This is a genomic window from Acrocarpospora corrugata (assembly GCF_009687845.1).
In the GTDB taxonomy this organism is placed as follows: Bacteria; Actinomycetota; Actinomycetes; order Streptosporangiales; family Streptosporangiaceae; genus Acrocarpospora; species Acrocarpospora corrugata.
In genome coordinates this window covers 39442-61073 of record NZ_BLAD01000054.1, presented here as the reverse complement: position 1 = coordinate 61073, position 21632 = coordinate 39442, and the positions used below count along the sequence as shown (strand labels likewise).

20 protein-coding genes are annotated in these 21632 nt (G+C 69.3%); 12 read left to right on the top strand and 8 right to left on the bottom strand.

From position 1 onward, the window contains the following. Window positions 1-2 precede the first annotated feature (2 nt). Window positions 3-737 (top strand): hypothetical protein, encoded by a 735-nt coding sequence (locus tag Acor_RS19925; RefSeq protein ID WP_155338199.1) that lies wholly within the window; start codon window positions 3-5, stop codon window positions 735-737. A 39-nt stretch (window positions 738-776) separates the two neighbouring features. After that, complete coding sequence (locus Acor_RS19920) at window positions 777-956, top strand: hypothetical protein (RefSeq protein ID WP_218034383.1); 180 nt, start codon at window positions 777-779, stop codon at window positions 954-956. On the opposite strand, the gene Acor_RS19915 is transcribed toward Acor_RS19920, so the two are convergent. From Acor_RS19915 to Acor_RS19895, 5 genes are all read right to left on the bottom strand, one after another. Next, window positions 953-1627, bottom strand: coding sequence for a nucleotidyl transferase AbiEii/AbiGii toxin family protein (locus tag Acor_RS19915; RefSeq protein ID WP_155338198.1), 675 nt, complete (start codon window positions 1625-1627; stop codon window positions 953-955). The genes Acor_RS19920 and Acor_RS19915 overlap by 4 nt on opposite strands. Before the next feature lie 97 nt (window positions 1628-1724). Continuing rightward, window positions 1725-3485 carry a nickel/cobalt transporter gene (locus tag Acor_RS19910; protein ID WP_155338197.1) on the bottom strand — a complete coding sequence of 587 codons (1761 nt, stop codon included), beginning with the start codon at window positions 3483-3485 and terminating at the stop codon, window positions 1725-1727. Further along, window positions 3482-4735: a tetratricopeptide repeat protein gene (locus tag Acor_RS19905; RefSeq protein ID WP_170317004.1), complete on the bottom strand. Its 1254-nt coding sequence runs from the start codon at window positions 4733-4735 to the stop codon at window positions 3482-3484. Before Acor_RS19905 ends, Acor_RS19910 begins: the two co-directional genes overlap by 4 nt. A 107-nt stretch (window positions 4736-4842) precedes the next feature. Next, on the bottom strand, window positions 4843-6234 hold the full coding sequence (locus Acor_RS19900) for a DUF4331 domain-containing protein (RefSeq protein WP_155338195.1): 1392 nt from the start codon (window positions 6232-6234) through the stop codon (window positions 4843-4845). Window positions 6235-6403: 169 nt separating this feature from the next. Beyond that, on the bottom strand, window positions 6404-8020 hold the full coding sequence (locus Acor_RS19895) for a cellulase family glycosylhydrolase (protein ID WP_155338194.1): 1617 nt from the start codon (window positions 8018-8020) through the stop codon (window positions 6404-6406). A gap of 369 nt (window positions 8021-8389) precedes the next feature. Between Acor_RS19895 and Acor_RS19890 the strand changes: the two genes are divergently transcribed. The 5 genes from Acor_RS19890 to Acor_RS19875 all read left to right on the top strand — a co-directional run bounded on the left by Acor_RS19890 (window position 8390) and on the right by Acor_RS19875 (window position 13266). Then, window positions 8390-8608 (top strand): hypothetical protein, encoded by a 219-nt coding sequence (locus Acor_RS19890; protein ID WP_308805674.1) that lies wholly within the window; start codon window positions 8390-8392, stop codon window positions 8606-8608. After that, the gene (locus tag Acor_RS19885) at window positions 8518-10335 is read left to right on the top strand and encodes an ABC transporter transmembrane domain-containing protein (RefSeq protein ID WP_155338192.1); all 1818 of its coding nucleotides are present in this window, start codon (window positions 8518-8520) and stop codon (window positions 10333-10335) included. Before Acor_RS19890 ends, Acor_RS19885 begins: the two co-directional genes overlap by 91 nt. Window positions 10336-10566: 231 nt before the next feature. Further along, window positions 10567-12213: a urocanate hydratase gene (gene hutU, locus Acor_RS19880; protein ID WP_155338191.1), complete on the top strand. Its 1647-nt coding sequence runs from the start codon at window positions 10567-10569 to the stop codon at window positions 12211-12213. Between the two features lie 68 nt (window positions 12214-12281). Next, on the top strand, window positions 12282-12410 hold the full coding sequence (locus Acor_RS45495; RefSeq protein ID WP_281353241.1) for a hypothetical protein: 129 nt from the start codon (window positions 12282-12284) through the stop codon (window positions 12408-12410). Window position 12411: 1 nt separating this feature from the next. Beyond that, a complete protein-coding gene (locus tag Acor_RS19875) occupies window positions 12412-13266 on the top strand; it encodes a MurR/RpiR family transcriptional regulator (RefSeq protein ID WP_246238813.1) in 855 nt (284 codons plus the stop codon). A 46-nt stretch (window positions 13267-13312) separates the two neighbouring features. On the opposite strand, the gene Acor_RS19870 is transcribed toward Acor_RS19875, so the two are convergent. From Acor_RS19870 to Acor_RS19860, 3 genes are all read right to left on the bottom strand, one after another. After that, on the bottom strand, window positions 13313-14062 hold the full coding sequence (locus Acor_RS19870) for an ABC transporter permease (RefSeq protein ID WP_155338190.1): 750 nt from the start codon (window positions 14060-14062) through the stop codon (window positions 13313-13315). Between the two features lie 204 nt (window positions 14063-14266). After that, entirely contained in the window at window positions 14267-15226 is a 960-nt protein-coding gene (locus tag Acor_RS19865; protein WP_174876170.1) for an ATP-binding cassette domain-containing protein, read from the bottom strand. 128 nt (window positions 15227-15354) lie between these two features. Beyond that, window positions 15355-15885: a PadR family transcriptional regulator gene (locus tag Acor_RS19860; RefSeq protein ID WP_155338189.1), complete on the bottom strand. Its 531-nt coding sequence runs from the start codon at window positions 15883-15885 to the stop codon at window positions 15355-15357. 55 nt (window positions 15886-15940) lie between these two features. Between Acor_RS19860 and Acor_RS19855 the strand changes: the two genes are divergently transcribed. The 5 genes from Acor_RS19855 to Acor_RS19835 all read left to right on the top strand — a co-directional run bounded on the left by Acor_RS19855 (window position 15941) and on the right by Acor_RS19835 (window position 21624). Continuing rightward, on the top strand, window positions 15941-16630 hold the full coding sequence (locus tag Acor_RS19855) for an SDR family oxidoreductase (RefSeq protein WP_155338188.1): 690 nt from the start codon (window positions 15941-15943) through the stop codon (window positions 16628-16630). Window positions 16631-17215: 585 nt separating this feature from the next. Further along, window positions 17216-17893: a tetratricopeptide repeat protein gene (locus Acor_RS19850; RefSeq protein ID WP_218034379.1), complete on the top strand. Its 678-nt coding sequence runs from the start codon at window positions 17216-17218 to the stop codon at window positions 17891-17893. 440 nt (window positions 17894-18333) lie between these two features. Then, window positions 18334-18870: an NsdA family TPR-like regulatory protein gene (locus tag Acor_RS19845; protein WP_155338187.1), complete on the top strand. Its 537-nt coding sequence runs from the start codon at window positions 18334-18336 to the stop codon at window positions 18868-18870. 104 nt (window positions 18871-18974) lie between these two features. Next, window positions 18975-19583 carry a tetratricopeptide repeat protein gene (locus Acor_RS19840; protein WP_155338186.1) on the top strand — a complete coding sequence of 203 codons (609 nt, stop codon included), beginning with the start codon at window positions 18975-18977 and terminating at the stop codon, window positions 19581-19583. Window positions 19584-20466: 883 nt separating this feature from the next. Further along, complete coding sequence (locus Acor_RS19835; protein ID WP_155338185.1) at window positions 20467-21624, top strand: allantoate amidohydrolase; 1158 nt, start codon at window positions 20467-20469, stop codon at window positions 21622-21624. Window positions 21625-21632: the final 8 nt, after the last annotated feature.

The following is a 21632-nucleotide window of genomic DNA, read 5'->3' as shown; positions in this document are numbered from 1 at the left end:
ATATGGGTGAACTCTTCCAGCGGGGCATCGTCGACGCGCAGCGCCTGCCGCTGTTCGCGTTCTTCGTCGCCCTGATCGTGGCCTTCGTGTTCACCCGGATCAACGTGCGGCTGATCCGCGCCGAGACGCGCTGGTGGTTCAAGAACGTCAACGTCGGCGACATGCACATCCACCACGTCGTGTTCGGGGTGGTGCTGATGCTGCTCGGCGGGGTGTCCAGCCTGATCGTCTCCGGCGTGTCGGTGGGCTGGCACGCGGTCACCGCCGCGATCTTCGGGGTCGGCTCCGCGCTGGTCCTGGACGAGTTCGCGCTGATCCTGCACCTGCGCGACGTGTACTGGGCCGAGGAGGGCCGGACCTCGGTGGACGCGGTCTTCGTCGCCATCGCGGCGACCGGGCTGCTGCTGCTCGGCCGCCGCCCGCTCGACTGGACCGGCCTGGACGGCATCCCGACCGGCACCGGCTTCCTCATACTCAACCTGGTGTTCGCCGTGATCACCCTGCTCAAGGGCAAGATCTGGAGCGGCCTGCTCGGCCTGTTCGTGCCGGTTTTCGGCTATGTGGGGGCGGTACGGCTGGCGCGGCCGGGGTCGCCGTGGGCGCGCTGGTTCTACGCCGGGCGGGATCGGAAGATGGCGCGCGCGCTCCGCCGGGAGGAGCGCTGGCGGCGGCCGGTGATCCGCGTCAAGATCGCCGTGCAGGAGTTCGTGTCGGGGCGACATGATCTTCCGCGTTAGCGCGGGGCTGTCTCGGGCAGTCGTCCGTCCATGGGACTGATGACGAAATTTCGGGAAATGAAGGCCATGGCCAAGCAGCGTCTCGGTGCGCGGACCGGGAACCGCCGCCTGGCCGCGGCAGGCCGGACCGAGTCGGCTGAGGCGCGGCTGCTCGAAACCAAGGACAAGATCAAGGCCGCGGCTCGGAAGATCCGCAGAGAGTACCGGTCCGCTCGTTAGTCGAACGGGTCGATCTCGGCCTCTTCGGCGATGCGCATCGACAGGTCCTCGTACCAGTTCAGGGCGAACCGCTTGACCCGGGCGATCTCCTCGGGGGAGAGGCCGTACTGGGCGTAGGCCTCCTCGTCGTAGACCAGGGCGGTCTCCAGCTCGAAAGCGAGGGCCTGCGGGGTGAAGTTGTCCTCGAAGTGGGCGCCCAGGCGCTCCAGTTCGTCCAGGGAGTAGCGGTCGCTGAGGGCGGTGGCGTCGATGAGGTCCCGGGGGAGTGCCCGGTTGAGGACCGCCCCCACCTTCATGCCTGCGACGTCGTCGAGATCGGCCACCGGGCGGTCGTCGATCAGCGCGGGCGGCCGTTGCAGCGGCGCTTTGAGCAGGTTGACCGGGCAGGACTGTTCGGGGACGACCGGGTCCGAGACGACGATCCTGGCCTGTAGCGGGCTGCCCGGCCGTTGCTGGGTCTCCAGCCCGCCCGCGCGCAGCTCTTCGGCCAGGTGGTCGGCGATGTCGCCGAGCGGCAGCTCGCTGACCGTGACGAAATCCAGGCCCCGGCTCGGGCGTTCGACCAGGCCGTGCGCCCGCAGGGCGTACGCGCCGGTCAGGCGCAGCCCGTAGTCAGGGTCGACCGCGAGTACCGCGTCGAGGACCCGCTCGTAGAAGGGCGTGAGCTCCATCAGCGGGCACCCCGATGGGGAATCGTCATGATCGAAGTATGCCCTTCCTGATCAGGCCATATCCACCGGAGTGTGCTGGATCTGGCCCGGCGGGAAGCTAGAGGCCGCCCGTCAGGGAGCGGATCGCCAGGCCGAGGCCGAGGGTGACGACGATCAGGGCGGTGCAGAGCGGGGCGAGAGCGGAGATCCTGGACAGGACGCCGGTGCCCGTGGTGCTCAGCCGGTCGAGGCGTCCGGCCAGTTTCACCAGCAGCAGGCCGGTGGCGGTCAGGGTGGCGGCCATGCCCAGCCCGTACGCGAAGACCAGCCCGACACCGAACCAGGTCCGGCCGAGCGCGATGGCGCCGAGCAGAACGATCAGGGCGGACGGGCTCGGCACCAGGCCACCGGCGATGCCCATGCCGACAAGCCCGATTCGTCGTTGGTCGCGGACGGGCTCGGGAACTTCGAGATCCGCGAGAATCTCGCTTTCCCGCTCAAGCGTTCCCACGTTGCCGACCTTCTCGGCCACCACTTCGTGAACATGACCGTGATCAAGCCCATGCCCGTGGCCGTGCCCATGCCCTTGGTGCTCACTCACCGGATCGTGTTCGTGGCGGTCATCGTCCACGTGATCGTCCGCATGCCCATGCTGATGCCCGTGCCCGTGGCCGTGCCCATGACCGTGACCGTGGCCGAATGCTGATCCTTCGGGGGTGCCCTTGATGGACGTCCAGAGGAGGCGGGCGCCGATGAAGGTGATGAGGAGGCCGCTGGCGAGGCCGAGCCAGGCGAGGACCGAGTCGCCGGCCAGGGCGGAGAAGGCGCTGAGGAGGAGGCCCACGGCGAGGACGCCGACGGTGTGGGTGACGGTGACCGTCATGCCGACGACGAGGGCGTCGCGGGGGCGGCCGCGGCGTCCGGCGAGGAACGCGGCCATGATCGTCTTGCCGTGGCCGGGGATGAGGGCGTGGCCCGCGCCGAGGACGGCGGCCAGCAGGACGGCTAGGAGACCGACGGGGACGGTGAGGGAACCGGAGCCGACCAGGTCGGTGAAGGTGCGGTCCAGGCCGGCCAGCCAGACGCCGATCGGACCGGGGACGGAGAGGCCGGGGGTGGAGAGACCGGCAGCGGAGATGCGCTCGGTCGAAGACTCGGGCAGGCCGGGGATGGTGCCGTCGGGATCCACCGTCAGGGTCGCGGCGCGCTGGTCGAGCGGGGAAGTGAGCAGGTCGTCCGGGTAGGCGCGGAGTTCGTTGGAGACGCTCGTGACGGGGAGGCCGGTCGGCGCCAGCCGTACCGAATCGGAGGCGATGGTGATCTCGCGCCAGCCGAGGCGGTCGGTGAGGAAGGTGTCGGTGAAGCCGATCGTGCCCGCCGGGGTGGCGGCGGCGGTGAGCGCACAGGTCAGGCGGCTGGTTTTGAGGCCGCCCTGGCCGGGGTGGTAGCCGAAGGAGGCGGCGGTGACCTGCCAGGAGACGGGGGAGCCGGCCACGGTGAGGCGCTGGGCGGCGATCAGGGCGGCGCATTCGGCGGTGGCGTGCGCCTGGGCCTCGGCGGCGGAGACCGCGCCCGAGGCGTCGGTGTCGATGGCCGGTTCCGACTGGAGGGTCGGGAGTTCGGCCGAGTCGACCACGGCCGTGTTCTCGACGTGGTCGGCGTACAGGCGCAGGCCGTTGTAGTGGTTGACGGTGAAGTTGCCGAGCGGGTGGGCCTGCGCGACCGCCGGGATCGCCAGCAGCACGGCCAGCGAGGCCACGGCCACGACCAGGCCGGTCAGCGCGGCGGTGAGGGCCAGCCGGAAGCCGCGGCCGAGCCGGGAGCGCCGCCGGGGTCCGCCGTCGCGGCGCAGGTCGGCCAGGTGGTCGAGGGTGGTCATGAGAACCTCTGCAGGGCTGGGAGCTTCGGGTCGAAGCGCGGGTTGTACTTCTTGACCAGGGCCGCGGCATCCGCCGGAAGATCGAGGGCACGCTCGATCTCGGCCCGGTGGTGGGCGAACAGGGCGTTCCGCCAGCCGGTCGCGGCGGCCTTCTTCGCGTACGGCAGGGCGTCGCGGGACCGGCCGTCCCGGTGCAGCGCCCAGGCGAGGGCGTCGGCGGCGACCACGTTGGGGTTGCGGGCGTACTCGGCGCGGGCGTACTCGACGGCGGTCGCGGGGTCGCCGTGGTCGGCCTCGAACTCGGCCCAGGTGATGTCGTCGTGCACGCCGTTGGCGCGCATCAGGTCGCGCTGCGCGGTGAGCAGCCGCCACTGGGGTGCCGGGTCGCGGCCGAGCTTCTCCAGGACCTCGCCGTACTCGACCAGGTACTGGGTGAGGGGCAGCCGGCCGGTCACGTCGGCGTAGCGGTCGGCGGCGTCGGTCAGGTTGCCGGTGAGGGCGGACACCCGGGCCAGCCCGGCCTGCGCCGGCAGGAACCGCGGGTCGGCGGCCCTGGCCTGGCGGTAGTGCTCGCGGGCCCGGTCGAGGTCGCCGGAGAGCAGGGCCAGTTCGCCGAGGTAGTGCTGGCAGAAGGCGACGTCGCCGGGGAGGTAGGCGTCGCGGAGCGCGTATTCGAGCATGCGGCGCGCGGTGGTCTGGTCGCCGTGGATCTCGGCGTCGTACGAAGCCCGGGTGAAGGAGGAGACGCCCGGGGCGAGTTCCATCATGCGGGTGATCGCGCGGGTGGCCTGCTCGTAGTCGCCGAGTTGGGTGTGGGCGTCGGCCAGCACGCCGTACGCGACGGGCCCGTAGGGATTGACCGCGACGGCCTGGTCGGCGAGACGCACGGCGGCGCTGAAGTCATGCCGTCCGGCCGCGAGCGCGGCCTGCCCGGTGAGCCCGGCGAAGTTCCCCGGCTTGAGCGCCAGCGACCGTTCGACGGCCTGTTCGGCTTTGGGATAGAACGAGGGATCTCCGGTGACCCTGGCGTGCTGGACATATGCGGCCCCGAGGGCGGCCCACGCGCCGTCATCTTTCGGCAGCCGCTTCAACCGCGCTTGCAACGCCGGAATCGAGCCCGGCGTGGAGCCGTTCGTCCCGATGGCCACGACGGGCGCGGCCGGCGCGGACGAACTCTCGGATCCGGGAATCAGCGCGGCCCCCGCGGTGAGGACGACCGCCGCGAGGAGGCCCCGCACGAGGACGTTCACCGTGCGACGCGGCTTTTTTATGGATATTTCCGACATCGGGACCTCCTTGGCATGGGAAGGGCCGCCGCCACGGTGGTGGGACACCGTGGCGGCGGAGTTTGGTGAGGTCAGGAACCGTTGAAGGTCTGGTTCACGGCCACATTGCTGGGGCCCGGGATGTACGGGAAGGTCGTCAGGAACGGGATGTCGTTGCGGTCGACCTTGTCGCCGGCCGCCAGGGCCGGGACGAGCTGGCCGGTCTGGGCGGCGCCCGCCATGGCCTGGAGGGCGATGTCCACCACGTCGTCGCCGAGGCGGCGGCCGTTCGGGAAGCCCTGCAGGTCGCCGGCGAGCACGCCGAGCCGGTTCGGGGTCGCCGTGACCGGGATGCTCAGGTTGAGGCGCAGCATCTCCGACGGGCGGAGCTTGCCGGCGTCCTTGTTGAGAATCTGCGAGTTCAGGTCGGCCTTGATCGGGCCGTTCTTCTTCGCGATGCCGGTCAGGAAGATCTCAACCAGGTCGGTACGCGGCGTCTTGGGAGCCTTGAGGCCGTAGATGCCCTCCAGCAGCATCGGCACCTCGGGGTGGGTGACCTTCTTCACCACGGCGGGGATGCCCGCGTCCTTGTCGGGGCTGAGCGAGTTGAAGGCGTCCTTCAGCCCGGCCGGGACCACGACCTCGTTGACCAGCGGCTGGCCCAGGCGGGAGACCTGGACGTAGCCCTTCGGGCTCCACTTGTCGGTGGTCGACCAGATGCCGACGACCGGGTTGCGCTTCACGTCGCCCTTGAGCGCGATCTCGTTCTTGGGCACCTGCACGGCCAGCGAGTGCACGTTGTAGCCGCGGGTGGTGTCCTGGCCGACCTCGGACAGGTTGCCGCCGTAGAGCAGGTCGAAGACGCGCAGGTCGAGGAAGAAGGCCTCGTCGGACTGGCCGGCGAACTGCTTGCCGCCGCCCTTGATGCCGTCCACGGCCTCAGCGCGCAGCTTGGCGTAGTCCGGCATGGACGCCGGTCCTGTGTTGCTCGGCGCGACGACGCCGGTGCCGATGGTCTTGGCGCCCTTGTCGGTGATCCGCTTGAGCGTGTACTTCTGCTTGAACAGCAGGTTCTTGTCGTTCAGCGAGGTCACGGGGCCGTTGTTGTACAGGAAGGTGCTGTCGCCGCGCTTGTCGACGGTGGTGAAGGTCCACTGGTAGGTGACGTCGGGCTTGGCGTCGCCGTCATTGTCGATCTTGATGTTGTAGCGCGAGTTGGTGTCGAAGAAGTAGAAGTTCGGGCCGCCGTGGGGCTCCTCGAACGGGATCCAGTTGGCCAGCAGGGTGACCGTGTCGGTCTTGTCGGGGCTGACGAAGGCGTACACGTCGGTGTTGTCGTTGCGCGGGTCGCCGGAGATGAGCGGGGCCTCGCGGTGCGAAGAGGCACTCGGGGCGGCCGGGCGAAGGAAGGCGATCGAGGAGGCGGCCAGCGCCCCCGCGACCCCAACAGCGATCAGGGATCGCCGGTTGATCCGGAGCTCCATGTCGATCGGTCCTCTCGGGACTGTAGGGAGTGTCAGGTCAGTTGAGTAGTCCGGCCGGAGTCCTCGCCCGCCTATTCGCCCCATGGAGGCTCGCGGATTGCTCCTTTTTTAAAGAAGAGTGGCCCCGGGGGTCCCGGGGCCACTCTGGGCAGGTCAGATAGGCGGATATTTACGGAGTGGTGCAGGTGTAGGCGGTCGGCAGCGACGTGTTGCCGTTCGGGCGGCTGCCCTGGAAGCCGAAGCTGGTGCTGGCTCCGGCCCCGAGGTTGCCGTTGTGGCTGACGTTCTTGGCGGTCACCGTCTGGCCGCCCTGGGTGAAGTTGGCGTTCCACGAGCCGGTGACGGTGTGTCCGGCCGGGAGCGTGAAGGTCACGGTCCAGGAGGTGATCGCCGAGCCGCCCGCGGTGACGGTGACCGGCTGGATCACGTAGCCGTTACCCCACTGGGTCTGGGTGGTCGGGGCGACCGTGCAGGCGCCGCCTCCGCCGCCGCCGGTGGTGGTGAAGGTGACCAGCTGCGAGTTGCCGGAGAGGTTGCCTGCGCCGTCGCGGGCTCGGACGTAGACCTGGTACTGGGTGCTGGGGGTCAGGCCGGTCAGGGTGATCGAGTTGGTGGTGGGCGTGCCGAGCTGCGGGTCGGTCGCGCCCTGCTCGCGGTAGACGTTGTAACCCGCCAGGCCCGAGCCGCCGCTGTCGGTGGAGGCTCCCCAGTTCAGGGTGGCGCCGGTCGAGGTCACGCCGGACGCGGTCGGGGCGCCCGGTGTGGTCGGCGGTGTGGTGTCGGTGGGCGGGGTGCCGCCACCGCAGAGCGAGCACTGCACGGAGGTGGAGGCGATGCCGTTGGCGCCGTTGAACAGGCGGGTGCCCCACGGGGTCAGCTGGTTGGCGTTGAAGTTGGTGACCTGGTCCAGGTATTCGACGCCGCCGCCGTTGCCGCTCCAGGACCAGCCGAGGTAGCCGAGCCCCCGGGACTGCGCCTGGGCCATGATCGTGTCCTCGTCGGGGTTGCCGTCCGAGTGGTCGATGCCGAACTCGCCGATCACCAGCGGCAGGTTCGCGGTCTGGAAGGCGTTCAGGTAGGCGTTGATCTCCGCCGCGGTGTCGAACACGCCGTACATGTGGATCGAGAAGACGGTGTTGCCCGTCGGGTCGGCGGCCTTCACGCTCGCGGCCGTGTCACGCATGGTGAACTGCCAGTCCTGGCCCCAGTTGGGGGCGTCCACCATCAGCAGGTGCTGGAAGCCGGCGTTGCGCATCCGGGTGATCGCGGAGCTGGTGGCCTGGGTCCAGTTCGGGCTGACCGCGTTGTTGCCGAACGGCTCGTTGCCGATGTTGATGATGACGGTGTTCTCCTGGCCGGTCAGCGCGCTCTGGATGCTGATCCAGTAGTTCACCGCCGCGTCCAGGCTGATCGAACCGCTCTGCTCGCCGAAGCCGGTGGTGTCGTGGTTCTCCAGGATGCACACCAGCCGGTTGGCCCGGCACAGCGAGATGATGTTGGTCACGTCGGCGGCGTTGTTGGCGGGCGTCCACCGGCCGCCGCTCAGCACCACGCGGACCGCGTTGGCGCCCTTGGCCTTGATGTTCGCGATCGAGCTGGTCTGCGACGGATACCAGACGTGCGCGTGGCTGGTGCCGCGCATGATGAAGTTGTTGCCGTTGGCCTCCACGATGTTCCGGCCGCTGACCCGCAGGCCGACGGCCGCCTCGGCGGGGAGTGCGGTGACGAACAGGGACACGAGCAGGGTGATGACCGTCGCACCAGCGAGTGCGATCCGTTTTCTCATGGTCTACCTTTCTGCATTAACCGGTTAAGTAGATGGCCGGAGGGGGCCGCCCCGGCGGATTCACCGCAGGGTCGGTTGGGCTGGTGAACCGGTCTTCTGGGGGCGGCCCGGCGCGCTCCCAGACTCGGGGGATTTCGTGGGTGTGTACAGGATGTTGCGGGGAGCTGGCCGGCGGCCTCGCCCGCCATTCGCCCCGGGATATGGGAAATGTCGCCGGGGGCAACAGGGGAATCCGATGAAAGATTCACTTCCCGCCCGGTACGCGCAGAGCGGAATCAGGTCAACCCGGGTTGACCCGGCCGATCGGGTCAACCTAGATTGACCGCATCGGGAGGTCAACATAGGTTGACCTATATGAACGGAGAACTCGTGACTCTCGTGACCACGGCCGAAGGGGACGATCCCCTGCGCGGGCTCGTCGCGGCGGCCGAGCTGCGGCGACAGGCCGACCGGCTGGCCGCCGTACAGGTGCGGCGGGCGCGCGTACAGGGGATTTCATGGGTGCAGATAGCGGTGGCCCTGGGGGTCAGCAAGCAGGCGGTGCACAAGAAGTTCGGCGGGAACCGGCTGTTCAGGAACCAGGGCTGACCGGGCGGGCGTCCTGGCGGTTACTCCTGGACTACCTGCGCCCGCATCGGCGCACGCTGCTGCTCGGCGCGGTGCTCGCCCTGGTCGGGAGCGTGGCCGGGCTGGCCATGCCGCTGCTGGCCAAGAGCGTGATCGAGGCGTTCGGCACCGGCCGGTCGATGGCCGGTCCGGTGCTGCTGCTGAGCGCGGCCGTGCTGGCCGGCTCGCTGATCTCGGCGCTCGGCGGGTTCGTGCTGGAGCGGATGGGCGAAGGCATCGTGCTGGGGGCGCGGATCCGGCTGGTGGACCGGATCCTGCGGCTGCGGGTGGCCGAGGTGGACCGGCTCAAGCCCGGCGACCTGCTGTCCCGGGTCACGGCCGACACCACCCTGCTCCGCGCGGTCTGCACCAACGCGCTGGTCACCGCCGTCGGCTCGGTGTTCCTGTTCGCTGGGGCCGCGGTGATGATGGCGGTGATGGACCTGGTGCTGCTGCTGATCACACTCGGCGTGGTGGCCGCCGTCGGCCTGGTCAACGCGCTGATCCTGCCCCGGATCCGGAAGGCGTCCACGCTGGCGCAGGTGTCGCTGGGGGAGATGGGGTCCGCGCTGGACCGGTCGCTGCAGGCGTTCCGTACGGTGAAGGCCAGCGGCGCGGAGCACCGGGAGATCGAGGTCGTCTCGGTGGCGGCGCGGCAGGCCAGAGACCGGGGCGTGACGGCCGCGGCCTGGCAGTCGGCCGCCGGGGTGAGCGGCTGGCTGTCGGTACAGCTGGCCTTCCTGGCCGTGCTCGGCGTCGGCGGTGCCCGGGTCGCCGACGGCTCGATGCAGATCGCCGCCCTGATCGCGTTCCTGCTGTACCTGTTCTACCTGGTCGCCCCGATCGGGCAGCTGGTGCAGAGCTTCACCCAGCTGCAGAACGGCCTGGCCGCCGTTACCCGGATCAGGGAGATCGAGGAACTCCCCGCCGAGCCCACCGTCGCCCCGCTGCGCGCCGAGGGCCCGCCGGTCGGCGTCACCTTCGCCGGAGTCGAGTTCCGGTACGGCGAAGAGCGCCCGATCGTGCACGACGGCGTCAGCTTCGAGGTGCTGCCCGGCGGCCTGTCCGCGCTGGTCGGGCCGTCCGGCGCGGGCAAGTCCACCGTCTTCGCGCTGCTCGAACGCTTCTACTTCCCGCAGGCCGGCACGATCACGATGGGCGGCCGGGACATCCGGGACTGGGACCTGGCCGAACTCCGGGCCGCCGTCGGCTACGTGGAACAGGACGCGCCCGTCCTGGACGGCAGCCTCCGCGAGAACCTGACCTTCGCCGCCCCAGACGCCACCGAGGCGGAGGTACGGCAGGCGCTCGTCCGTACCAAACTCGACGACCTGGTGGCCCGGCTGCCCGAGGGGCTGGAGACGCAGGTCGGGCACCGCGGCGTGCTGCTGTCCGGCGGCGAACGGCAGCGGGTCGCCATCGCCAGGGCGCTGCTGCGGCGGCCCCGGCTGCTCCTGTTGGACGAGGCCACCTCGCAGCTGGACGCGGTCAACGAGCTGCGGCTGCGCGAGGTGATCGCGGAGGTGGCCCGGGAGACCACCGTCCTGGTGATCGCGCACCGGCTGTCCACGGTGACCGGCGCCGGCCGCATCATCGTGATGGAGTCCGGCCAGGTCCGCGCCGTCGGCACGCACGCCGAACTGCTCACAGACGACGACCTCTACCGCGAGCTCGCCACCACCCAGTTCCTGGCGACCGCGGCCCCATGATCGAAGATTTGCCGTCCGCTGGCCATCCGCCGCCGGAATGACGGGCACCTCCGTCAGTGCGGAGCCTCTCCTTCGCCACAGCCAGCTCCCGGGGAACGCGTGCGTGCGGTACGCGCCGGGACAGTGCGTGGGGGCACCCCGGGGCCACAGGACACCGGGGTGCCCCGTGCGACCCCCGCGCCGTATCCTTCGAGTGACCAACATGAATGCTTTCATTCAGGAGGACGGCAGATGCCTACCGTTCGTGCGCCGCGCGGCACCACGCTCACCGCGCGGGGCTGGCCGCAGGAGGCCGCACTCCGGATGCTTCACAACAACCTGGACCCCGAGGTCGCCGAACATCCCGAACAACTCGTCGTGTACGGCGGCTCCGGCAAAGCCGCCCGGGACTGGCCCTCGTTCCAGGCGATCACGCGCACCCTCACCACGCTGGCCGACGACGAGACGCTGCTGGTGCAGTCCGGCCGCCCGGTCGGGGTGATGCGCACCCACGAGTGGGCGCCCCGGGTGCTGATCGCCAACTCCAACCTGGTCCCTGACTGGGCGAACTGGGAGGAGTTCCGGCGACTGGAGGCGGCCGGTCTGACCATGTACGGCCAGATGACCGCCGGTTCCTGGATCTACATCGGCACGCAGGGGATCCTCCAGGGCACCTACGAGACCTTCGCCGCCGTGGCCGCCAAACGTTTCGGCGGCTCACTGGCCGGCACGATCACACTCACCGCCGGGCTCGGCGGCATGGGCGGCGCGCAGCCGCTCGCCGTCACCATGAACGGCGGCGTGGCGATCTGCGTCGACTGCGATCCCCGCAGCATCGAACGGCGGATCGAGCACCGCTACCTGGACGTCAGGGCCGCCGACCTGGACGAGGCGCTCCGGCTCGCCTACCAGGCACGGGACGCCCGCCGCCCGCTCAGCATCGGGGTGGCGGGGAACGCGGCCGACGCACTGCCCGAACTGCTGCGCCGGGGCGCCGAGATCGACATCGTCACCGACCAGACCTCCGCGCACGACCCGCTGATGTACCTCCCCGCCGGGATCGCGTTCGACGACATGGCCGAGGCCAGGGAGAAGGACCCCGCCGGGTTCACCACCCGGGCCCGCGAGTCGATGGCCACCCACGTCGAGGCGATGGTCGGCTTCCTGGACGCGGGCGCCGAGGTCTTCGACTACGGCAACTCGATCCGCGGCGAAGCCCAGCTGGCCGGATACGCGCGCGCGTTCGCCTTCCCCGGCTTCGTCCCCGCCTACATCCGCCCGCTGTTCTGCGAGGGCAAGGGCCCGTTCCGGTGGGCCGCGCTGAGCGGCGACCCACGCGACATCCACGCCACCGACCAGGCCGTCCTCGACCTGTTCCCCGACAACGAGCCACTGGCCCGCTGGATCAGGCTGGCCGGCGAACGGGTCCGCTTCCAGGGCCTGCCCGCCCGCATCTGCTGGCTCGGGTACGGCGAGCGCGACCGCGCCGGCGAACGCTTCAACGCCATGGTCGCCGACGGCACCCTCCGCGCCCCCATCGTGATCGGCCGCGACCACCTCGACTGCGGCAGCGTCGCCTCCCCCTACCGGGAGACCGAGGCGATGGCCGACGGCTCCGACGCCATCGCCGACTGGCCCCTTCTCAACGCCATGGTCAACGTCGCCTCCGGCGCGTCCTGGGTCTCCATCCACCACGGCGGCGGAGTCGGCATCGGCCGCTCCATCCACGCCGGCCAGGTCTCCGTCGCCGACGGCACCGCTCTTGCCGCCGAGAAACTCAACCGCGTCCTCACCAACGACCCCGGCATGGGCGTAATCCGCCACGTAGACGCAGGCTACGACGAAGCCACCGACGTCGCCACCGACCGCGGCGTCCGCATCCCGATGCGGGAGAGCTGACGTGCCGGTCAACAAGGACGGGCAGAAGCTCCCGCCTGGCGCGCGTATCCCGATGCGGGAGAGCCGACGTGCTGATTAATAAGGATGGGCGGAAGATCGCGCCTGGTGCGCACATCTCGATGAGCGCTGGCGTGCTGGTCAGCAAGGGTGGGCGGGACATCGCGTCTGGCGTGCGTTTCCCGATGCGGGAGAGCTGACTTGGCCGACGGACTCGACCGGCTGCTGGACGGGCGGCGGCTCTCGCCGGTGCAGCGCCGGATCGCCCACTACCTGGCGGAACACCTGCACGAGGCGATCTTCCTGTCCAGTGTCGAGCTGGCCGAGCGGGCCGGGGTGAGCCAGCCGTCGGTCACCCGCTTCGCCGCCGCGCTCGGCTTCGCCGGGTATCCGGAGCTCCGGCAGGCGCTCCGGCCGCTCGTGCTCGGCGGCCCGGCGGCGGGCCACCCCGACGACTCGGGGGAACGTGCCCTGCTCAGGGACGCACTGGACGCGGAGATCCGCAACCTCACCGCGCTCCGCAACCGGATCGGCGGCCACCCGCCGGAATCCGCGGGCCTGCTGGGCGTGATCACCGAACTCGGCGTGGCCCTGGCGGGATCGGAGCCACTGCCCGTGCTCGGGGTACGGGTGTCGAGCGGGCTGGCCACCACCTTCGCCTACTACGCCCGCCGGATCCACCCCGACGTCCGCCTGCTGACCCACGGCGGATCCGAGGTGGCGGACGGCCTGCACAGCGCCCGCCGGGCGGGCGCGGCCTGGGTGCTCGCCGTGGTGATGCCGCGCTACCCGGTGGAGGCGATCGAAGCCCTCGAACTCGCGGGCGAACTCGGCCTGCGGGTCGCGGTGATCACCGATCGGCGGGAGGTGCCGTTCCCGGCCGACGTGGTGCTCGACGCACCGGTCGGGGAACGCCTGGTGTTCGATTCGCACGCGGCGCCGCTGGCGCTGGCCATGGTGCTGGTAGAGGCCATGGCCGACGCGGCGCCGCTACGAACCCAGACCCGCCTGGAGGAATACGAACGGATGACCGAGCAACGCGGAGTCTTCCGCTAACCCAGGGCCGCTGGGGAGCGGATAACCGGGCAACGCGGGGATTCGGCTAGCCCGCCATCTTGCGGAGCGATCGCATCGACCAGATCAGGGTGATCACGGCCAGTGCTCCGAGCAGCCCGAACGCGGTCGGGATGGTGCTGTTGGAGAGGTCGTCGCGGAAGAGGGCTCGGCCGGCCTCGACCCCGTAGTAGAGCGGGTTGAACTTGGCTGCCGTCTGGAGCCATTCCGGGCCGAGCGAGACCGGCAGGAACAGGCCGGCGATCAGGGTCAGCGGCATGGCGAAGAACTGCACGATCTGCGACATGCCGTTCTCGTCGCGGAGCGCCAGTGCCAGGCCGTAGGAGAGGCTGGCGGCGAACAGGCCGGTCATGGCCATCAGGCCGAGCATGACCACGAACGCGATCACGCCGATGCGCAGGCCCATCAGCATGGCCACGCCCATCACCAGGATGGCCTGGAGCACCAGGACCAGCATGTCCTTGGCCACCCGGCCGAGGATGATCGCCGGAGGCCAGGCGGGGCTGACCGCCAGCCGCTCCAGCACGCCGTTGCGGGTCTCGTTGATCAGCCCGAACCCGGCGAACAGCGACCCGAACAAAGCGATCATCATCATCGAGCCCGGGGTGAACATGGCCAGCACGTCGGCCATCGATCCGCTCGGCGTGGTGCTGCCCAGCAGCGGCGCGAAGAAGATCAGATACATGACCGGCTGGAGGATGCCGAACACCGGCCAGATCGGATTACGGAGCAGGAACCTGAGCTCGTAACCCAGGAACAAAGCTGTGTGGCGAAGCATGGGGGGATTCCTTCGAGGGTTGGCTAGTGCGGAGTCCGGTAACGTTGCCCGGCCCAGATCGCCGAGGCCGGTGAGCAATCTCGACTCGGCAGAGGTTGTGGACACGCACTGGTGCGGTGCCCGATAACGTTCACCGGCTTGGAGCGGTCGCGATACCCGAGGCTGTAAGCCACTTCGCGGCGGCGAAGGTTTGTGGACTCCGCATCAGGCGGCGTCGCGGAGCGAGCGGCCGGTGTGGCGGAGGAAGACGTCGTCGAGCGTGGCCCGGTCCAGCGAGATCGAGTCGAGGGTGAGGTTGCGCTCCTCCAAGGCCCGCAGCAACTGCGGCAGCCCGTGCTCGCCGTCGTCCAGGTAGGCGCGCAGCAGATCGTCCTCCGCGCGGACCTCCTTGATGTAGTCCTGGGCGGCCAGCAGCTCGCGCGCCTCCTCGAGGCCCTTGAGCCGCAGGGTGACGACGTCGCCCGCGACCTCCTTCTTGAGATCGGTGGGCGTGCCCTCGGCGACGATCTTGCCGTGGTCGATGATGATCAGCCGGTCGCAGAGCGCGTCCGCCTCGTCCAGGTAGTGGGTGGTCAGCAGGACGCTGGTGCCCTGGGCGCGCAGGGTGCGCACCTCATCCCACAGGTTGGCCCGGTTCTGCGGGTCCAGGCCGGTGGTCGGCTCATCCAGGAAGACCAGCGGCGGACGGGTCACCAGGCCGATGGCCAGCGCGAACCGGCGCTTCTGCCCGCCGGACAGGGTCTTGGCCGGCCGGTTGGCGATCTCGGTCAGGCTGAACGCCTCAAGCAGCTCCTCGGAGCGGACCTGGGCCTGTTTGCGTGACATACCGCTGAGGCGGGCCGCCAGCATCAGGCTGTCCAGGCCGGGCGAGTTGTCGTCCACGCCGCCGGCCTGGCTGACGTAGCCGATGTTCTCGCGGACCTTGGCCGCCTCCTTCACCACGTCGAAACCGGCCACTTTGGCCGTGCCGGAGGTGGGGGCGGTGAAGGTGGCCAGCATCCGGACCGTGGTGGTCTTCCCGGCGCCGTTCGGGCCGAGCGCGGCGAAGATCTCACCCGCCTCGACGGCCAGGTCGATGCCGCGGACGGCCTCGACCTCCTCGGTCTTGCCGCGGCCACGTTTGGCGATGAAGGTCTTGCGCAGGTCATGCGCCTCGATGATCATATTTTCTCCGAATTCAGGGGAATCGCCAGCATGAGGGTTGACCTGGTGTGAGGGTCAAGGGGTTTTCGCTGCCGGCATGCCTTCATCCTGCCTGCCGCCACCGACATTTCCGGGGGCTATTCCCGAGGCTAGGGAAGCTCCCCGTTCTTCACCCGGCCGACCGCCTCGTTCACCCAGGTGAGCTGGGCGGTCAGCTGGGCCGTATTGAGTCGCAGGCACTCGTCCACATGGCGGGGCGCGCCGAACGCCTGCTTCCCGCCGAGGGCGCGCTCGGTCATCGAGATGGCCGCGCGGAGTTGTTCGGCTCTGGCCTCCATGGCGACCACCAGATCGGCGGGGGCCAGGCGGTTCATGAAGGTGAGCGCGACCTGGAACGGGTCCACGATGGGCCGGATCTCCCACCAGTAGGTGAGCAGCTGGCGTTGGAACTCCATCCGGCCGTCTTCGGTGAGTTCGTAGCTGGTCTTGCCGCCCTTGCCCTGTTCGATCACTGTCAGCAGGCCCTCGTCCGCCATCTTGGCCAGGCCGTGGTAGATCGAGCCGAAGGCGACGTTGGCCCAGTGGCTGGCGCCCCAGAGTTCGAGGCGGCGGCGGACTTCGTATCCGTGCAGGGGGCCGTCGAGCAGGGTACCGAGGATCAGGATCCGGGTGGACGACATGCTCAAATTTATATACAAATTTGTATGATCACGTCAACGCGATAAACTGGCCGGCATGAGCGAACGCCCAACAGCCCTGGTCACCGGCGCCTCACGTGGTCTCGGGGCGGCCATCGCCCGCGCCCTGGCCCCCGACTACGACCTCGTTCTCGGCGGGCGCGGGGGATCCGGGCTGGACCTGATGTGCTCCGAACTCGGCGCCCGGCCGCTGCCCGTGGACCTCACCGCGCTCAGCCCGTTCGACGTGGCCGGGATCGGGCGGGTGGATCTGCTGGTGCACAGCGCGGGGGTGGTACGGCTCGGCAGCATCGAGGACACGCCCGCCGAAGTGTGGCGCAACACCTACGAACTGAACGTCATCGCGGTCGCCGAACTCACCCGCCTCCTCCTGCCGGAACTCCGCGCCACCCGCGGCCACGTCGTGCTGATCAACTCCGGCGCCGGACTGCGCGCCCACCCCGGCTGGGTCTCCTACGCCGCCAGCAAATTCGCACTCCGCGCCTTCGCCGACGTCCTCCGCCTGGAGGAGGAACCCCACGGCATCCGGGTAACCACGATCTACCCCGGCCGCATCGCCACCGACATGCAACGCGAAGTCCGCAAACAGGAGGGCGGCGAATTCGAGCCAGACCACTACCTGACCCCGGACTCCGTCGCCCGCGCCGTCCTGACAGCAGCCTCCATGCCCCCCGACGCCCACCTCACCGAACTAACCCTCCGCCCTTCACCGGGCCCAGTGAACTGATCGGAGCGGTTCTCCCACCCGCCGCTTGCTCTCCTCGGGCTGCCCGTCTCCGCCGTGGCGGTGGTGTGGATTGGGCGTTGCGGCTTGTCATGGTTCTCCCACCCACCCCTTGTTTCGATGCGGGCCTCCGCCCACCCCCCATGGTCACCGTGGCGACGATGTCGGCTTCGCCGGGTAGACGTGCTTCTCCCACCCAAGGGGCGGCGCTCCTTGCTGGTACGGCTGATCGGGTCGCCGCAGTGACGGTTGGGTGTCAACGACACCGTCCGGCTATTCGTCTTCTGTTCGGCGTGCGAATCTCCGGTCACGGGCGAAGGGGCGGCATCATGGCTATGGGCCGGTGGCAGGAGCATCGCGTATTGATCACTGTGGTGGGTTTAGCCGCGTTGGGCACCGCCGCCACCGTTCTCACCACTTTCAAGGTGACCAGCCCGTGGGCCATCGGCGGCGCGAACTGGAACGCGCCCAGACGCGCACTTGGGACGCCCGCATCGCCTCAGCCATCCAGCGGGCCGAGGAGTTCGGCATCGCCGAATACCTGGCCTCCGGCCCGGACTCCGACGCGACTATGAGAATGCTTGGGATGTGGGGGTCAACCCGCGTGGTGCCGCTCTGGTCGCCGCCGCCATCGACTGCCGCCGCGCCGGATACATCAACCCCGCCCCCCGCGCTCTGATCGAGGAACTCCACACCACCTACCTGGACGCCAGAGGCGGCCACCGGCTACGACCCGAACCATTGGAAGCCGCGTGGGCGTGGGCGACCCAGCTGCGGCGTGCCACCACCGCCCTGCTGACGCCCATGCCCGAGGCCGAAGGCGAGGAGGAGAACGGGGCCGGGGGTCATGTCGTGGTCTTCGACTATCTCGTGGACGCCACCCAGCAAGCACAAGGCCCTCTGGCCCACACCCCGGAGCCGCTGATCCGGACCGCCCTCACGCACGTCTACCATCCCGACGACGCCGACCAGATCGCCTCTACTGCCGACCGTCAGGGCCGCTATCACCTTGCCGAACACGTCTGGCGTATCGCCGTAATTTTCCGCAGGCAGAGGTCGGGTGAGGAGCATCCCGACACGCTGGCCAGCCGGAGCAACCTGGCGAGCGTGCTGGGGGATCTGGGCCGGTTGGCGGAGGCCGAGACCGAGACCCGGGCCGTGCTGGAGGTCCGCCGCCGGGTTCTGGGTGAGGAGCACCCCGACACGCTGGCCAGTCGGAGCAACCTGGCGAGCGTGCTGCGGGCGCTGGGCCGGGAAGAGGAATAGCCGTGAGCACCGTTCATGATGCATGCAGTGATCACGAGATTGATCATCATGAGATTGATCGCGCGTTGATCTTCCTGACGGCTGCCCCGTCTACGACGGCCATGCCGCCCCCTAAACTCGTTCACGGTTCGCACCTCCACGTGCGAGCAAGGGTCCGTCTGGTCGTTCGCAGCGCCAGCCGGACCCGCTGCTTTTCGGCATAGGCCCTTTGTTGTGGTCCAATAAATGCGGCGTGTTGTGCAATCACGCTGCGTGTCGCAGGACCCTCACATCACTAGTGACAGGCAGAACGGGCATGTGACGCTAGAGGTCAGCGGGGGGTCATCCCGAGGGACAGCAGGGTCAGGTAGGGGTCAGGAGGGGTCACCCATGACCGAACCAGTACGGCACCCGCTCGTCGCCGCTCGGCAACAGCGAGGCTGGTCACAGGAAGCCCTGGCATGCTCATGCGCGGCCGGGGACTTGGCACCACCCGCAAGACGGTGACGCGCTGGGAGCATGGCGTCACCCCAGATGCAGCCGCTCAGCAGGTCCTACGTGCTCTGTTCGAGATTCCCCACGACGTACGGACCGCCTGGCCGAACTGGCTTCCCACCGGGACGGACACGTGGGTCACTGAGAAGTGGGACCGGGACGGCACAGTCAGAACGCTGGATACCGTCGCAGAGGGGGCCGCTATGGATCGCCGAGAATTCCTCATCCTCGCTGGCGCGGAACTCCTGCTCCCGGCATACGAATGGCGAACCAATCCTGAGCCTTGGATTGCCGCCCAGCAGGGCGGGCGTCACGTTGGCCACGCTCTACTCGACGAGTTGGACAACCTGATCGCCACTCGTCGCCGTATGGACGATGAGCGCGGCGGTGCGATGCTTCTCGATGCGCTGCACGCCGACTTTCGGTACGTGGCCGACTTAATCAAGAACGGCAGCTACAGCAAGACGTCGGGCGTGGGTTGTACGGAGCCGCCGCCGAAATAGCTCGCCTCGCCGGGTGGGCCGCCGCAGACAGCGGGCGACACGCCGCTGGCCAAAAGTACTACCTGGCCGCGCTTCGGGCCACGGCCGCGACCGGGGACCGGGCTATGGGCGTGAACATCGTGGGCTTCATGGGCGCGCAGGCATACTCGACCGGCCGCCTGGACGACGCGACCCGGCTCATGGATCTGGCAGCCACTGAGTCGGCCCGGACGCCGGAGGCCGTACAGGCGATGGCGTGGGCCCGGGTAGGCAGGGCCTACGCCAAGGTAGGCAACCAGGACACCGCACGAGCGGCGCTAGGTCGCGCGACCGGACTGCTCAACCGAGCCGTCACCGGTGACGCGCCGCCTTGGGCTTACTGGGTGGACGAGCCCAGGATTGCCGCACGGCTTGGCCGGGCGCTCTACGACATGGGGGATTACAAGAGCGCCGAGCGCGAACTGGTGGCCGCGACCACCGCATGCGGGGAGCGATACCCCCGCGACAGGGCGACCTGGCTGGGGCGCGTGGCCACCGCACAGCTGCGATGCGGCCGGGTGGACGAGGGCTGCGCGACAGCCCGGCGCGTGGTGGACCTGCTCGCGGACCACGTGGACACGGAGCGTGCCGAGCATTTGCTGCGGACGTTCCGCCAGGAGTTGTCCGCGCGCGGACCCTCGGTGACCAGCCGAGAGTTTGCCGAGTATGCCACGGTGCGCTTGGGTGCAAAGTAGCCCGAGGAGGCAGCTGGTCCTGCATACGGCGAGTTCGGCGATCACTCTGCCCGCACCGACAAATCCGTATGGTTCTCGCCGTAAGCCTGCACCCGCCGCCCGATCATCCGGGGTCAGGCGGAACTCATCAAGCACGGCTGCACAGGTAGGACAACCACTGACGGTGGAAGGTCACCGGCGAAGGTACACGCGAAGCCGCGCTTGACGGAACCCGCCTGAAAGGCCCCGGACCCAGGCAGCTATCGGGAGCTGGCAGCACTGTGGCACAAGCCACCCACACGCGAGCAGCCGAAGGCCGAGCGACGAACCCCGGACACCACCGAGCGAACTGACACACGATGGTCCCCGCCGCCCGGACACCCCGGGTTGGGCAAGCTATCCGGCACCCGTCCCCGGCAACGACGTAGACTCCCGTTCGAGATCGGCCGCGTGAACAGGCAATACGCCCGCCGAATCTGGCCCGTGTGTGGCCCGCGAGTAGTGAGCCACAGCGGCTACCAATGGGTACCAGTGAGACACTCCACCACCACCCGGACCGAATATCCGCAGGTCAGAGCTTAGGTCGAGGCTCTGACCTGGGGCTGTCCAGCCATCCCCAAACAGCTTGTCTCCAGGGTGGGAGAACCACGACATCCCAGCAGCGATCGACTCTCCCGGCCGACCGGAGGGGACACGATCTTTGATCAGGGCTCCCGAAGGGCCCAGGGAGGGGGAGTGCTCACCCCCCGGCGGCTACCGGCACCAAGTCTGCCCGAAAGCACACCCGGTAGCCCTGATTAGGGAGGGCTGGGGTGGGAGAACCACGGCAAGTCGGACCCTGGCGAGGTCGCCGTGTCGGGGTGTGGCCGTTTTGTTGAATGGGGTCATTCAGTAAGGTGGGAGGATGCTCGACGTGCTTGCGGGGATTGGCCGGAACGTGCGGACCGGTGGTTACCGGCGTGATGCGTGGTCGTCGTCTGAGCTGGAGTTGCGGGAGTGGTTCGGGCAGGAGGCCGATGCGCGCGGGCTGGATCGGTATGAGGATCGGAACGGCAATCTCTGGGCCTGGTGGGGGGATCCGGACAGGACGCCCGGGGTTGTTACGGGGAGTCATTTGGACTCGGTGCGTGAAGGGGGAGCGTTCGATGGGCCGCTGGGGGTCGTGTCGGCGTTCCAGGCGGTGGATGTGCTCCGGGGGCGCGGGTTTGAGCCGGGTCGGCCGATTGGGATCGTCAGTTTCAGTGACGAGGAGGGGGCCAGGTTCGGGGTGCCGTGTATCGGGTCCCGGCTGCTGACCGGAATCCTGCCGCCCGAACGGGCGCGCGGTCTGACGGGAGATGACGGCGGCACGCTGGCTGAGGTGTTGCGTGCCCAAGGCCGTGATTCCGTGGGGCTCGGCCGGGACGAGAAAGCGCTCGCCCGGATGAAGGTGTTCGTCGAGTTGCACATCGAGCAGGGCAGGAACCTCACCGAGCCGGTCGGGGTGGCCGCCGCGATCTGGCCGCACGGGCGCTGGCGGTTCGACTTCCGCGGCACCGCAGACCACGCGGGCACCACCGCGCTCGCCGACCGGGACGACCCGATGCTCAGTTACGCGCACGCGGTACTGGCGGCCCGCCGGGTCGCCGAGCAGTTCGGTGTGGTGGCCACCTTCGGCAAGGTCAGGGTCAGCCCGAACAACGCCAACGCCATCCCGTCCCTGGTCTCGGCCTGGCTGGACGCTCGCGGGCCCGACGAGGGCGCGGTCCGCCGCCTGGTCGCCGAACTCTCCGAAGGCCAGGAGGTCGTCTGCGAGTCCTGGACCCCAGAAGTGACCTTCCCGACGGCGCTCCGCGACCGCCTGGCGGCGACGATCGGGGGCCCGGCGCCGATCCTGCCGACAGGAGCCGGCCATGACGCGGGCATCCTCGCCTCCGCCGGAATCCCCAGCGCGATGCTGTTCGTCCGCAACCCCACAGGCGTATCCCATTCGCCCGCCGAGTTCGCCGAACCCGACGACTGCGCGGCCGGCGTCACCGCCCTCGCCGACGTCCTGGCCGACCTGTGCGGGGATGCCCGATGACCGGGTAC